Raw genomic sequence first — 14,602 nt, 5'->3', positions numbered from 1 at the left:
CTACTCTGCTGAACGGACACAATTGCATATAGTATAGTCTTTAGTTTTAGTGAGAATAGTTTTATTCCACTGATCAAGGAGTGCTAAATTGAAATACGTATCACCTTTATAAGTTTTATGCATTTCAGTCATAATAAATTCTGAGATTAGGTTATGCTCTAAAAAAAGGTGTACTATTTGTGCCCCACCAATCACAAAGACTTGAGAACTACTTTGAATTGACAGAAATTCTTGCATGGAAGAGACAACAGTACATTTTGGGCCTCTATTAAAACACTTGTTACGGGAGAAAACAATAGGTGTACGATTCTTTAGTATGCTTTGAGGCACGGTTTCAAATGTCTTTCTTCCCATCACAATAACTTGCTTGTCGGTTACTTGACAAAAATGTTTAAACTCACTTGGATAACGCCAGGGCAAATCATTATTTATTCCAATTACCCCATTAGGGTCAACAGCCATAATTCCAATAATCTTCATCCCTTTAAGACAGCTTGGGCTACAAAAAATCTCATGTGGTCACGTACATTATGTACTCTAAGGAAATCAACCTTATTTTGCAGTATAGCAGATGTAGCAATTGTTTCTAAATCTCTATTAGAGGGAGATTCTATGGAAAAAGAGGAAATAAATGACTTTCTGGAATGACCAACTAAAACCTTGCAGCCAAAATTTTGTAAAGTTTCTATACTGCGTAAAATCTGAATATTCTGATACATAGATTTGCCAAAACCAATACCAGGATCAATAATTATTGAATTTTCATCAAAACCAAGGTCAAGTAACCTATTAATGCTCTCCTCTGCCCAATTATTTATGATATCAATTGGGTCAATATCATGTGGAATAATATTGTCCTTATGTGGTGGTATCGAAAGTGAATGCATAATAACGACATTACACCCACTACTAGCAACTTCTTTTAAGGTATTACTACTCAGATCTCCCTTCTGATCATTTACCCAGGCAATATTGTAGTGCTTCAAAACGTTTAAAATAACGTCTGGCCAAAAACTATCAATGCTGACTTCAATATCACCATTTTTCATATAGTCGCTAAGATTATCAAGTACTGGTTTTAGACGTTCATACTCTTCCTCTGGCGTCTTTATTGAAGCTCCAGGCCTTGTTGATTGAGCTCCAAGATCAACTATGCTTGCACCATCTGATACCAGCTGCAATGCCTGCTTGGTTGCTCGATTCGCATCATAATAAAGACCACCATCTGAAAATGAATCAGGGGTAATGTTGACGATACCCATAAGCTTTGGTGAAAGCGTAAAACTCTTTGAAAAACAGTCTTGAACATTGAAAGCAAAGGTTTTGTTAACCATTGCCATCAAGTGGAGCAAAAATGGTCTATTTACTAATTCTGGGTGAGGAATTTTAAGGTCAGGTATATCAAGCGTTAGATCATCCCATAACAAAACATCTAAATCAATAACACGAGGTGCCCATTTTTCGTAGACTTGTGGACGACCAATATCACATTCGATTTGTTTTAAGCCTTTTAGTAGCTCCTCAGGAGAAGAAGAACAACTTCCATAGACAATCATGTTGAGAAATGGCTTGTTCCAATCAGGTGGAGCACCATTTGGTAAAATAGCCTTAGTTTCTAGAATGATTGAAGACTTTAAGTCTTTTAAATAGCGCTTCTTTAGTAACTCAGTAGCCTTTTGTAAATGGGAAAGGCGATTCCCTATATTTGAACCAATAGAAATATAGATCATTCTTGCAATTCATTACAGTAAGTAAAAAAAACGCCCCCATGCACACCAGGAACTGGTGGTGCAGTTTTATGAGTAGTCACCTTGACAGAAGAAATAATATGCTTCTTTCGCAGCAAAAGGTTATTAATGGCTCTGTATATCTCATGAGTTAAATGTTCGATTAAATTAAATTGCTTGCCCTGAACAAGAGATTGAATATTCTGCACTACCTCCAAATAGCAGATAGTATCTTTAAGTTGATCAGTTGTAAGTCCTAAAGGAGGAGATTTAAAAGTGACATCAACGTCAATACTCACCAATTGGGGAGAAAACTTCTCTTCTGCACTACATCCTAAATGAACCCAAAGCCGCAGATCAGATATAAGAAGATTACATGCTACCACTGAATTTAGTATCTACTTATAATTAATGGCAAACGTTAACATTCAGCATGCCGTCAAGAAAACCCCATAAGAGTTTTGCTCCTTTTTTAGCGCCTTGTATGACTTTCTCTTGCTCTTCTTCGCTTAAATCTGCAATAAGGTTTGCACATTCCTCAGAATGCCACTCATCAGCTTCCATATGAACGGTAAAAAATTTGAGAGAACGCTCATCATTTATTGAATAGTGTTTTTTCAGACCTTCAATTTTAGACTTAGAAACCTCTGGAGTTTGACGTTCATAAGCGTACAGAGCTCCAAGACCTGCTGCAAAATCTGATTTTACAATGTCAAAATAACCATCAACTAATTCTCGTGTCTCCTTAATTTGTGCATTTTCACAAAGTTCTGAACGTGCTACTCCCAGTCCTTCAGCAAAACGCTGCCATAATTCTGGGTGATTCTCATCACCTTGTTCTTCCTCTATTAAATTACCAAGTAAAACTTGCCGCATTTTCAAATTCGGACACAAGGAATGTATACCGCTGATATAACGAGGAAAAGCAGCAACATGGTGATAATATTCCTTAGCATAGGTTTGAAGAGCCTGCAGGCTTAAGCTACCTTCATTCCATGACTCGTAAAATGGGTGTTTTAATAAGTGTAAACTATCTAATTGATTATTAAGTGATTGAACAAATGTTATAAATAAACACTAAATTATTTTAGGCTACGTTTAGGTTTATCAAATGTCAAGAGACATTTCTCATTACTACCTTAATTCCAATAAATACAAAGATAGATGCGTTATTGGTTAATTTTTTAGTAAAAATTGATTTTTTCTAAAATTTCATGTATTATTAAATCAATATAGTGAAAAACGCAAAATGAAAGTAACAGAAGAAAATACAATAAAAATTAGGGAAGAGTTCGTAGAAGTTCAAAATGGAATGCGAATTCAAAAGATAGTGATGTCAAACTCGAAGAGCAGTGCAGATAGCAGAAAGAAAAAGCATATAGTTTACTTTCCAGGACTTACATATACTTTTGAAAAAGAGCCAGATGAAGACAAAAGTGAATGGAATTGGGCAGCTGAAGCAGGTATGGATGTTCACCTTATTAATTTTCCTGGTTCTGGAAAAAGCAAAGGTCATTCTTTAAACGGTCAAAATCGAGTAAATGCAGGAATTGCAGTCATTTCAGATCTTCTAAAGCAAGGCATTTACCCAGATAATATAGTATTATATGGAAGCTGCGCTGGAGGACCAATAGCTGCAGAGGTTTATAAAAAGTTTAAAAAAGATGACAATGTTCATTTAAGATGCATTATCAATAAATCCTTTAGCTCATTCAAAAAACTTGTAGTGAAATTACTACACATATCAAAACCTAAATGGCTATTTCCTCCTATAATAAAATTCATACTCAAATGCTTTGGTTGGCACTTTAAGCCACATACAATAGTAAACGATATTACTCCATACACAATTTGTTTTAATCTAGAGAACGATGGCTTTATTAGTAATACCAATTCCCGTTACACGGGAAACAGATAGACAATAATGGAAGAAAAGCCATAATGAAATAAGTGAAATAGTTTAGGTATAAATGGCACTCAGATCAAAATTATTGGATGAAGAAGTAGTAAAATCAGCAAAAGAGATGCTGAAGAAAGTAAGGAATAATGCATATGTTTCAAAAAAACTAAACGCTGTAATTGCAGCAAAAAAGTACAGTATAACGTCTGTAGCAAAAATATATTGCATTTCAAGAAAGGCACTAACTTCGTGGATAAAACTCTTGAAATTTGGCAGAGAAGAAAAACTGTTTGCTCCTCGATCACGCCGAAGAAAAACTAAATTAAATCAGGCTCAACTACAGCAAATTGAAGCATGGATAGAAGAAAACCCTAATATTACCATTAAAGAAATGAGAATAAGAATACAGGAAAAGTTCGACTTAAATATTAGCAAATCTACAGTACACCGCCATATGCAAAAGATGAAATTTTCATATATTACACCAAGACCAGTACACAACGTACAAGATAAAAGTAAACAAGAGGAATTCAAAAAAAAATCTCAATGAAGTTATTGGAAAGTATCCTGAAAAAGAGCTATTTTTCTTTGATGAATCAAGGTTTGGCACACATTCGAAAGTTGGGCATGGATGGTTTAAAAAAGGTACTAGAACTCGGGTTAAAATAAAGTTAGGTAGGCATAATTTTTATCTCTACAGTGCAGTTAATCCTAAAAATGGAGAGAGTTTTAGCTTATTTGCACCAAATGTTAACACTGATTGCATGAATATATTTCTTGAGCAAATGTTGCAATATCTAGGGACAAGAGAAGCTGTTCTTGTTATGGACTGTGCTAGTTGGCATAAGTCAAAAAATTTAAAGGTACCTAAAAACATTGAGATTATATACCTACCTCCATATTCACCTGAACTTAATCCTGTTGAGAGGCTTTGGTTATATATAAAACAGAACATTTTGCGCAATAAAATATACAGTACTATTGCTTTGCTTGAGAGCACTTTATGCAAATTTCTTACCTCTCTTGCTACTTCTACAATTAAACAACTCTGCTCTGTTTCCTATTTGACTCCACAACAATGAGAATTGGTATTACTATCAGTGCTTTGAGATTCTGAATTTTCTGATAAAATATCGCTTGTTATGGCTGGAATTGCTGATTTATCTGCAGTGTTATCACTTTTTTTCCGTACAATAAAAGTTGCTGGAGTGCTGTACATTTGATTCCATAAATCTTGACGTTCGGTGCAAGAATATTCTTGCACATCGATAGAAAATTGCAGAATATTTCTAATATGTATTAAATTTGATACAAGATCGGTATTCTCTTGGCGTTTATTGTATTTTGGATCTTCAGTGTATATATCATATCCTGCATGAGCAACTTGAGCTAATCCATTTATAACACCCGGCACATAATTGTAGTTATATTCATGTAAAGCTTCAGACTGCAATAATTTATTTTCCCTTTCTAGATCTTCCATGCGCTTCTCTATGCTAGATTTAAAAATCTCACACTCCTCTCGAAAAATTATGCTAATTTCATCACTTTCTGTGCACAAATAACATACTTTTTTGACTAATGAGTAATCTTCTTGATCTGTCGAGTAGTGTACCGCATTTCTCAGTATATTATAATGCACCCCATAAACTAGACCAAAAAAAAATGGTTGATCCGAGTAGGAAGGTAAAGGGGTAAAAGTATGGCAACAAAAAAATATGAACCAGAGTTAAAAGCAAAGATAGCTTTGGAAGCAATAAAAAATCAAAAAAGCACAGCTGAGATATGTAGTGAATATAAAATACCATCAACAAATCTATATGATTGGCGTGATAGAGTATTGGCAAGGTTAAAAGACCTATTTGTTGAAGAAAGTGAAAGTGCGAGAAAACAAAGAATCTTAGCGCAAGAAATAGAAAGTTTACATAAAGTAATAGGAGAATTGACAGTGGAAAATAGCTATTTGAAAAAAAAATTACTGAAATAAGCAAAAAAGATAGAGTAAGGTTTATAGAAAAAGATTCTGATCTGTCAATTAGGAAACAGGCTGATTTATTGGGGATTTGCAGATCTAGCCTATATTATAGGCCTATAATTAATAACGAAAGTGAAGTAGCAAATTTGATTCAAGAAGTATATTTGGCTTCTGATTGCCGTTATGGATATCGTAAAATTACTGCTGAAATCATAGCGAGTGGAGTAGTAGTCAATCACAAAAAAATCTTAAGAATTATGAAAAAAATGAAGATTAGTGGGCTGTATTGTAGAAAAAGATGTAATACAAGTATTAAAGAAAAAAAGCATAAAATATATCCTTATTTACTCAAAGATTTGATTATTTGTAGAGTTAATCAGGTATGGGCTACTGATATAACATATATTATGGTAGAAGGTAAGTTTATCTATTTTGTGGCAATAATGGACTTGTATAGTCGCTATATTATTGCTCATTCATTATCACCATATCTCGATGCTGGATTTTGCCTTTATACTCTCAAAGAAGCTCTAAAACAAGGTAAACCTGAGATTTTTAATAGTGATCAGGGGGTGCAGTTTACTAGCTACAACTTTATTATGGAATTAGAGCGTGCTAATATTAAAATCAGTATGGACCATAAAGGACGTTGCTTCGACAATATATTTGTTGAGCGCTTATGGAGAACTTTAAAGCAAGAAGCTATATATTATTATAGACCAAATAGTATCAGAGATTTAAATCTTATAATAAATGATTTTGTTGCTTGGTATAACTATAGAAGGCGACATCAGACTCTACATTATAAAGTTCCTGCTGATCTTTATTATCATAAACAGTAAATGAATATATTGATAAATACTTTAAATGTGTGTCGACGTATTTATCAACATATTCATTTTAAAAATCGGATCACTTTGAAAAAAATGGTCTAGACAAATGGGTGCATTATAACTTAAAGGCATACAATTTCACAATCAAATGGGGAAAGCAAACAACTACGGATGATTTGGGTGGTGATATCATTAGAACTAGCACTATAAAACCTGAATATAACCAAATAAATTGTGTGATTAAGGATTTTATTGGTGAGATAACACAAACTCCTCCTCAATTTTCAGCAGTAAAAATCAAGGGAGCAAGAGCATATAAATTAGCAAGAAGTGGGCAAAAGGTAAATATAAAACCTCGACAAGTCAAAATACATGAACTGAAGATGATATTTTTGGACACCATAAATAATAGTGCCGATTTTTCTATGATCTGTGGTAGCGGCGTATATGTAAGATCAATTGCAAGAGATCTTGGAATTGAATTAAATTGCTTTGGACATATTACAAAATTAAGAAGAACGATGGTAGGTGACTTTAGAGAAAACGAATCAGTGACAATTGAACAGCTCGCTGAAAGAAACACAACAACCTACTCTCCCCAGTGCTTGACACTGGATACAAATACTTACAAATCATGTAATGGACAAAAGATTCTAGGAGCATATGTCAAAAACAATGTTCGTGATGCAATAAGCTTGATCCCAGTGCTTGACACTGGGATGACAGAGGGAGGTGGGATGGCAGAAGATGATGGAGGTAATACAAAAAGTTTCATCATCCCCATTGAATCTGCTTTAAAATCGATGTTCAAAGTTGAAATTTCCTTAGAGGAGGCGGAGAAAATCAGAAAAGGTCAAGAAATTATATTAAATAACTTGCGTGGTTTAAAGAATTATGATATTTTTTGTACTATAGTGGGTGATGTGCCCATTGCAATTTGCAGTTTTACTCATGGTTATGTGAAGCCTGTTCGTGTTTTTAATATTTTGAAATGAGGTTTAGATGTCAATAACATCCAAAAAGAAAAAAAGTTTGATTAGTACATATGCAATTAAAGAAGATGATACAGGTTCATCTTTTGTACAGTGTGCAATTTTAACCGAGAGAATCAGTAATTTAACTGAGCATTTTAAAACGCATAAGCATGACCATAATTCTAAGCGCGGTTTACTTGTATTGATAGGTAGAAGGCGCAAGCACTTAAATTATATAAAACGTAAATTTGGTAATGAAGCCTATCAAGAGTTAATAGAGAAGTTAGGCATTAGAAAATAATCGAGGAATTTTGTATGTTTGAAATTATAAAAAAATCTATAGATTGGGAGGGGCGTACCTTATCTTTAGAAACTGGGAAAATAGCACGTCAAGCTGATGGTTCAGTAGTTGTAAATTATGGAGATACTTCTATCTTAGTCACTGTTGTACGAAAAAAGAAGGAAGAAAGTGTTGATTTTCTCCCTTTAAATGTGCAGTTTATTGCAAAAAGTTATGCCATGGGTAAGATTCCTGGTGGTTTTTTCAAAAGAGAAGGAAAACCATCTGATAGAGAAACTTTAATTTCAAGAGTAATAGATAGAAGTATAAGACCGTTATTTCCTGAAGGTTTTCATGATGAAATTAGTGTAGTATGTAATCTATTAACTTACGATACGGTCAATTCTCCTGAAGTACCAGCATTGATAGGTACCGTCGCAGCTCTTGCAATTTCTGGTGTTCCTTTCCACTTTACTATAGCTGGAGTTATGGTCGGTTGTGATGAAAATAACAATTATATACTCAATCCTTCCGTTCAAGAGATGAAAGCAAGCAACTTGGATCTGTTTTTGTCTGGTGATGAAAATTCGATCTTAATGGTCGAATCGGAAGTCAAAGAGCTCTCTGAAGAAAATGTTTTGAGTGCAATAAAATTCGGCCATGAACATCTTCAACCTGTTATTAAGCTTATAAAAGAATTTGCTGATACAGTAGGCAATAAACCTGAAAGCTTTGCTCCTGTTGATATATCAGATATAACTCAAGAACTTGAGAAATATCGCAAAGACTTTGAAGAAGCATATTCAAAAACAGTAAAACAAGAGCGGGTTCAAGCTCTAGAAGTGGTCAGGAATAATATATTGAATACTCTTAAAGAGGCTGGAAAAGACGAAAAGTTAATTACTTATGCAGTAAAAAGCTTTGAAAGATCTTTAGTGCGTGAAATGATTAGAAAGAAAAGTGTGAGGATAGACAGCCGTAAGTACGATGAAATACGCCAGATAGAAATCGAGGCTGACATTCTACCAAAGACTCACGGTTCTGCGCTATTTACAAGGGGTGCCACTCAGGCATTAGTTGTTACTGCTCTTGGTACTACACAAGATGAGCAAATTGTGGATGACATTGAAGGGGATAGACGTGAACATTTTATGTTGCATTATAATTTTCCTCCATTTGCTGTTGGAGAGGCTTCTGCTATACGCGCACCAGGAAGGAGAGAAATTGGTCATGGTAAACTTGCTTGGAAAGCAATTCATCCTGTTTTACCTGATAAATCTGAATTTCCTTATACAATAAGGGTAGTATCTGAGATTATGGAATCTGATGGTTCTTCTTCTATGGCAACAGTTTGTGGAACTTCAATTGCATTAATGGATACAGGTGTGCCAATAAAGGCTCCCGTTGCAGGAATTGCTATGGGTCTCATCAAAGACAAAAATGAGCATATAATACTTTCTGATATACTGGGCGATGAAGACTATCTTGGTGATATGGATTTCAAAGTAGCAGGAACTAGCGAAGGGATTACAGCACTGCAGATGGATATGAAAATTCCTGGTATAAGCTTTGAAATTGTTGAAAAATCTTTAGAACAAGCAAAAGTCGGAAGATTACATATCTTAGAAAAAATGAATGCAGTAATTTCAGAACATCGTAAGGATATAAAAGATCATGTACCAAGAGTGTTATCGTTTTATATAGATAAAGATAAAATTTCTGCAGCTATTGGTGCTAAAGGAAAAAATATACGCAGTGTATGTGAAAGAAGTAATGCAAAAATTGAAATAGGGGATGACGGTAAAGTTTCTGTTTTTGCCATTAGTAGTACTGAAGCTGAAGCTGCAAAGGATATGATGATTGATTCAATAACAGAACTAGAACAAGGTTCTATAATTGATGCTAAAGTTGTAAAGATAGAGAAGTCTATTGTAGAGTTAGAACTTCTTAATGGAAGAAAAGGAAAAATGCATATAAGCGAGGTAGCTAATCAACATGTAGAGTCCATTGAGGATATACTTAAACAGGGTGATACCTTCAAAGCTTTGATAATTGACTTTGAAAAAGGTGGATGTCCAAAATTATCAAGACGTCGTGTTGATCAAGAAACAGGTGAATTTTTTGAAGGTAAGCTTTACAATGAAGAAAGGAGAGATGGTTTAAATAATAGGGATAATTATTATAACAACTCGTTTAATAAAAAACCTGGAGATAATTATCATAGTAATAGACCTACTCGTCCTCGTTCTGGTTTTAGTAATAGAAACAGACCAAAATTTGGTAATAATGACTCATCATCAGGTTTCTATTGAGGTTGAACTTACTTTCTATTATCTCAGTGTCGAAGCACTGGGATAATAGGAATTTTTAAAACTGACAAGATAACAAAAATGGTTTGTGTTATCTGTAGGGTTATAACGCAAGATTTTTAAGATCGTTTATAGCCTTTTTCATGTCTTCAGCTTTAAATATTGCTGATCCAGCAACTAATATATTTGCACCTGCTTTTATTATATCAGCTGCGTTAGAAAAGTTAACTCCACCATCTACTGAAACTTGTGTTTTAAGATTACGGTCCTGTATCATTTTCCTCACGGTAGATATCTTACTCAACTGCGAATGAATAAACTCCTGTCCTCCAAATCCAGGATTGACTGTCATAATTAGTACAATATCTAGCTCATGTATTATATACTCAAGCACGCTTGGAGAAGTTGAAGGGACAATTGAAACTCCAACTTGTATTGTTTTTTTTGTATCATTTATGTTTTTATATGATTTTATCCTTTTTACTAGCCTCTCAAGATGTATCTCTGCTTCTGCATGTATAGTGATAATATCAGCACCAGCATTTATAAAGCTTTCAATATGGTCACCAGGAGATTTAACCATTAAGTGTACATCAAAAGGAAGATTGCTATATTTACGTATTGCAGAGATAACATTCGGACCTATTGTAATATTTGGAACAAAATTTCCATCCATAACGTCTATGTGTATATAATCTACATTCAAGTCGCTAATTCTTTTTACTTCCTCTCCTAATTTTGCAAAGTCTGCTGAAAGTATAGAAGGTGCAATTTTAATACCCATAGACTACTTTTTACCAAAAATAAAAAAAGTAACTTATTTTTTAAACTCTGTCATCCCAATACTATATTAATCTCATTTAGAAATTTTTGTATCCTTCCAGATGCATGTGAAACCAGTCCTTTATTTTTCTCTGCCCATTCATCTGGCCATCGTAATACTCATTAGACTTCTTTCTTTGCCTCTTCTAAATATTCCAACACAGTTTCATGCAGCGCAGTCCAAGACATTTGCTTTTCCATATTCGGTATAAACTTTTGTTTCCAAGTGTCCTTAAATTCTTGGAACCACTGCTTCTCAAAGTTTTGGAAATCAGGTAAAATTTTCGACCTAAACCCATTAATTAAATTCGAGACTTCTATAGCCTTTTCAGGGCTTATAGACTTAAAAGACAATATTTCATTCTTTAAAACATCTAGCTTCTCAAATGAATTAAGCTTAAATGGAATATAAAGCGAGGATCTTATATTATACCTTAGATAAGAGTCGTAATATAGCTTAATCTTGTACATGAGCGTAGCAAATGCACTAGAAGAAATATTATTTTCATATTCTGCAAGAGAAGATAATAAAAGCTTGTAATCCTCTTCATTCAAAAATGGTGGTTGTAAACTTGATTCAATTTTATTATTAAAAGATGTGAATCTGTTGAAAATACAATTGCCATATTCGCTTAAAAATTCAGGCAAAATATCTTCCTGTTCTAATTTTAGAGGCAAGTCTTTTCTAATCTCTTTCGGCAAATGATGCATTGAAAACTGATTAATAACCCACGCAAAATTCTCATCAAACTCATTTGAGTAATCAGCATTATTGTCAGCGTTACCTTCTTTATCATTCCAAGGCAGTATTTTATAAAAAAAATTGTTCAACCTTTTTTTTAATTTCAAAATACTTTCACTCTTATCGCCTACCTTATATAAAACCTCTTCTACTTTTTGTCTTGCGTCTTGAGAACTGATTCTATCACCTATATGCAGTCCAATGCCATTTCTCTCCAATAACTCCCAATCAAACAACTTATGTGGGTCAGGTTTACGCATTGCGTAGCCTTCAATGGCTGAGTTATATACTATAGTACCTATTTCAGCGTGACTAAATATCATATCTTTTCTAATCTTAAAGCGCTTCATGAGGTACAAAATCAGATCTTTAACAGATTTCATTTGCTCTTCTGGAAAAGGCTCAAGCCCTGTGTTTACAATCTCTATACCTATAGAATAATCATTCAGTTTTCGTAGCTCTTCAATCACATTATCTACTTGAACTTTCGCATAACTTATACCAGCATGCCACGCTCGTTTTTCGAGTGGAACCATCAGAGTATAATGCACCCATTTGTCTAGACCATTTTTTTCAAAGTGATCCGATTTTTAAAATGAATATGTTGATAAATACGTCGACACACATTTAAAGTATTTATCAATATATTCATTTACTGTTTATGATAATAAAGATCAGCAGGAACTTTATAATGTAGAGTCTGATGTCGCCTTCTATAGTTATACCAAGCAACAAAATCATTTATTATAAGATTTAAATCTCTGATACTATTTGGTCTATAATAATATATAGCTTCTTGCTTTAAAGTTCTCCATAAGCGCTCAACAAATATATTGTCGAAGCAACGTCCTTTATGGTCCATACTGATTTTAATATTAGCACGCTCTAATTCCATAATAAAGTTGTAGCTAGTAAACTGCACCCCCTGATCACTATTAAAAATCTCAGGTTTACCTTGTTTTAGAGCTTCTTTGAGAGTATAAAGGCAAAATCCAGCATCGAGATATGGTGATAATGAATGAGCAATAATATAGCGACTATACAAGTCCATTATTGCCACAAAATAGATAAACTTACCTTCTACCATAATATATGTTATATCAGTAGCCCATACCTGATTAACTCTACAAATAATCAAATCTTTGAGTAAATAAGGATATATTTTATGCTTTTTTTCTTTAATACTTGTATTACATCTTTTTCTACAATACAGCCCACTAATCTTCATTTTTTTCATAATTCTTAAGATTTTTTTGTGATTGACTACTACTCCACTCGCTATGATTTCAGCAGTAATTTTACGATATCCATAACGGCAATCAGAAGCCAAATATACTTCTTGAATCAAATTTGCTACTTCACTTTCGTTATTAATTATAGGCCTATAATATAGGCTAGATCTGCAAATCCCCAATAAATCAGCCTGTTTCCTAATTGACAGATCAGAATCTTTTTCTATAAACCTTACTCTATCTTTTTTGCTTATTTCAGTAATTTTTTTTTAAATAGCTATTTTCCACTGTCAATTCTCCTATTACTTTATGTAAACTTTCTATTTCTTGCGCTAAGATTCTTTGTTTTCTCGCACTTTCACTTTCTTCAACAAATAGGTCTTTTAACCTTGCCAATACTCTATCACGCCAATCATATAGATTTGTTGATGGTATTTTATATTCACTACATATCTCAGCTGTGCTTTTTTGATTTTTTATTGCTTCCAAAGCTATCTTTGCTTTTAACTCTGGTTCATATTTTTTTGTTGCCATACTTTTACCCCTTTACCTTCCTACTCAGATCAACCATTTTTTTTTGGTCTAGTTTATGGGGTGCATTATAAGTTACAAGATAAATACGGTATAGTTTTTGTTGCTTCACCAAGAGCGATCGGTAATATACCTGAAGCCAAAGGATCAAGTGTTCCCAAATGTCCGGCTTTTTTTATTCCAAAAATCCTTTTAATTTGAGTTACAGCTTGTGCAGAACTCATTCCTATTGGTTTATCAAAATTGAGCCAACCATTTATCATATATCAATCTTATATAATTAGTAACAATTTAGAAAGTAGGTAAAATATTAATTTGTTAATAAAATGTTTGACTCGCGTGCATTGTTAATATAAAATTAACTTTATTATTAATCTTAGCTAAGTGATTATGACTACAAGTATATGGAAACTAAAAAACATAGCACCTATCACAAAAATGGGTATTGAAGCTACATTTGCAACTGCATCTTTAGCAGCAGCAATAACAACATTATTGATTGCTACTAAAGTAATTGCTGGACCTGCATCTTTAGCACTTATTGCTAGCCCTGCTGGAATTGCAGTTCTATTTATTACCGCTGTATATTTTTCCGCACTAGCTATTTCTTCATATCAGCAAATGCATAAGAATGAAGAAATAAGTAATTTATCTACAAATTATAAACTTTATGAACCAAAAATAGAGAATAAACATAAAAAATCAGAGGGAGTAATTATGACTACAAGTATATGGAAATTAAAAAACATAGTGCCTATAACAAAAATGGGTGTTGAAGCTACATTTGCAATTGCATCTTTAGCAACAGCAATAACAATAATACGGAATCTTAAAGGAACTCCTCCACCTTTAGTTTTTTTAGGTCCTAGTGGCCCTGAGTTTGCAATTTTTATTATTTGTCTCTTTGCTGCAATTGCAGTTCTATTTATTGCAGCTATATATTTTGCTGCAGCAGCTTGTGCTTCATATCAGCAAATGCATAAGAATGAAGAAATAAGTGAACTTAAAGCAGGCGCTGAAACAGTAGCTAGTAAAGCTGAAACAGCAGCTAGTAAAGCTGAAGCAGTTAAAACAGAAGTTAAAGGAAAAATTGAAGATTTAGTTACTAAAAATGAGTTGAATAGCAAACTGAATTCAAATGATCTTGAAAGCAAAGTTAAAGAACTTTTACCTGCTCTCTTAATAAATCCTGATGTTGTTACTGCAGATGTTAAAAAGGTACTTCAAGCAACAACAAATTAACATGACTAGAGGTAGATCTTCTACCTCTTTCTTTT

At 33.5% G+C, this 14,602-nt stretch carries 15 protein-coding genes and 1 pseudogene; 7 read left to right on the top strand and 9 right to left on the bottom strand.

The window, feature by feature from the left end; genetic code table 11:
* Genes OOK99_RS06660 through OOK99_RS06645 form a run of 4 tightly spaced genes read right to left on the bottom strand, consistent with a single transcriptional unit; the run spans position 1 to position 2,795 of the window.
* A complete protein-coding gene (locus OOK99_RS06660) occupies positions 1–480 on the bottom strand; it encodes a dihydrofolate reductase (protein WP_007302111.1) in 480 nt (159 codons plus the stop codon).
* The gene (gene folP / locus OOK99_RS06655; protein WP_264719787.1) at positions 477–1,730 is read right to left on the bottom strand and encodes a dihydropteroate synthase; all 1,254 of its coding nucleotides are present in this window, start codon (positions 1,728–1,730) and stop codon (positions 477–479) included. Before folP ends, OOK99_RS06660 begins: the two co-directional genes overlap by 4 nt.
* Positions 1,727–2,113: a dihydroneopterin aldolase gene (locus tag OOK99_RS06650; RefSeq protein WP_264719786.1), complete on the bottom strand. Its 387-nt coding sequence runs from the start codon at positions 2,111–2,113 to the stop codon at positions 1,727–1,729. Before OOK99_RS06650 ends, folP begins: the two co-directional genes overlap by 4 nt.
* A gap of 22 nt (positions 2,114–2,135) precedes the next feature.
* Entirely contained in the window at positions 2,136–2,795 is a 660-nt protein-coding gene (locus tag OOK99_RS06645; RefSeq protein WP_264720255.1) for a CADD family putative folate metabolism protein, read from the bottom strand.
* Positions 2,796–2,976: 181 nt separating this feature from the next.
* Between OOK99_RS06645 and OOK99_RS06640 the strand changes: the two genes are divergently transcribed.
* Together OOK99_RS06640 and OOK99_RS06635 are read left to right on the top strand one after the other, a co-directional pair.
* On the top strand, positions 2,977–3,645 hold the full coding sequence (locus OOK99_RS06640) for an alpha/beta hydrolase family protein (RefSeq protein WP_264719785.1): 669 nt from the start codon (positions 2,977–2,979) through the stop codon (positions 3,643–3,645).
* 52 nt (positions 3,646–3,697) lie between these two features.
* Positions 3,698–4,709, top strand: a protein-coding gene (locus OOK99_RS06635) for an IS630 family transposase (protein ID WP_264719384.1) whose coding sequence is annotated in 2 segments (ribosomal slippage) — positions 3,698–4,159 and positions 4,161–4,709 — 1,011 coding nt in all. Because the reading frame shifts where the segments join, the coding sequence is not laid out codon by codon here.
* Here the strand turns inward: OOK99_RS06635 and OOK99_RS06630 are convergent.
* Positions 4,688–5,188: a hypothetical protein gene (locus tag OOK99_RS06630; RefSeq protein ID WP_264719784.1), complete on the bottom strand. Its 501-nt coding sequence runs from the start codon at positions 5,186–5,188 to the stop codon at positions 4,688–4,690. The genes OOK99_RS06635 and OOK99_RS06630 overlap by 22 nt on opposite strands.
* 141 nt (positions 5,189–5,329) lie before the next feature.
* On the opposite strand from OOK99_RS06630, the gene OOK99_RS06625 reads away from it, so the two are divergent.
* From OOK99_RS06625 to pnp, 4 genes are all read left to right on the top strand, one after another.
* Positions 5,330–6,444, top strand: a protein-coding gene (locus OOK99_RS06625) for an IS3-like element ISWpi17 family transposase (RefSeq protein WP_214303219.1) whose coding sequence is annotated in 2 segments (ribosomal slippage) — positions 5,330–5,603 and positions 5,603–6,444 — 1,116 coding nt in all. Because the reading frame shifts where the segments join, the coding sequence is not laid out codon by codon here.
* A 101-nt stretch (positions 6,445–6,545) separates the two neighbouring features.
* Positions 6,546–7,430, top strand: a complete 885-nt coding sequence (locus tag OOK99_RS06620; protein ID WP_264719783.1) for a pseudouridine synthase family protein — start codon at positions 6,546–6,548, stop codon at positions 7,428–7,430.
* A 7-nt stretch (positions 7,431–7,437) separates the two neighbouring features.
* Entirely contained in the window at positions 7,438–7,710 is a 273-nt protein-coding gene (gene rpsO / locus OOK99_RS06615) for a 30S ribosomal protein S15 (RefSeq protein WP_143689333.1), read from the top strand.
* A 14-nt stretch (positions 7,711–7,724) separates the two neighbouring features.
* Positions 7,725–10,001: a polyribonucleotide nucleotidyltransferase gene (pnp, locus tag OOK99_RS06610; protein ID WP_264719782.1), complete on the top strand. Its 2,277-nt coding sequence runs from the start codon at positions 7,725–7,727 to the stop codon at positions 9,999–10,001.
* Between the two features lie 100 nt (positions 10,002–10,101).
* Here the strand turns inward: pnp and rpe are convergent, their stop codons facing one another.
* The 4 genes and pseudogenes from rpe to OOK99_RS06590 form a co-directional block, all read right to left on the bottom strand.
* Positions 10,102–10,782, bottom strand: coding sequence for a ribulose-phosphate 3-epimerase (gene rpe, locus OOK99_RS06605; protein ID WP_264719781.1), 681 nt, complete (start codon positions 10,780–10,782; stop codon positions 10,102–10,104).
* A 161-nt stretch (positions 10,783–10,943) separates the two neighbouring features.
* A complete protein-coding gene (locus OOK99_RS06600) occupies positions 10,944–12,113 on the bottom strand; it encodes an N-acetylmuramoyl-L-alanine amidase (protein WP_264719780.1) in 1,170 nt (389 codons plus the stop codon).
* Between the two features lie 101 nt (positions 12,114–12,214).
* Positions 12,215–13,328, bottom strand: a protein-coding gene (locus OOK99_RS06595; protein ID WP_264719779.1) for an IS3-like element ISWpi17 family transposase whose coding sequence is annotated in 2 segments (ribosomal slippage) — positions 12,215–13,064 and positions 13,063–13,328 — 1,116 coding nt in all. Because the reading frame shifts where the segments join, the coding sequence is not laid out codon by codon here.
* An 83-nt stretch (positions 13,329–13,411) separates the two neighbouring features.
* Positions 13,412–13,585: pseudogene (locus OOK99_RS06590) on the bottom strand (tRNA pseudouridine(55) synthase TruB); the annotation flags it as partial.
* A gap of 130 nt (positions 13,586–13,715) precedes the next feature.
* On the opposite strand from OOK99_RS06590, the gene OOK99_RS06585 reads away from it, so the two are divergent.
* Entirely contained in the window at positions 13,716–14,567 is an 852-nt protein-coding gene (locus tag OOK99_RS06585) for a hypothetical protein (RefSeq protein ID WP_264719778.1), read from the top strand.
* Positions 14,568–14,602: the final 35 nt, after the last annotated feature.

Source organism: Wolbachia endosymbiont (group B) of Eucosma cana (assembly GCF_947250645.1).
Lineage (GTDB): Bacteria > Pseudomonadota > Alphaproteobacteria > Rickettsiales > Anaplasmataceae > Wolbachia.
Note: the sequence above shows the minus strand (reverse complement) of the source record. Positions and strands in the feature narration are given on the sequence as shown.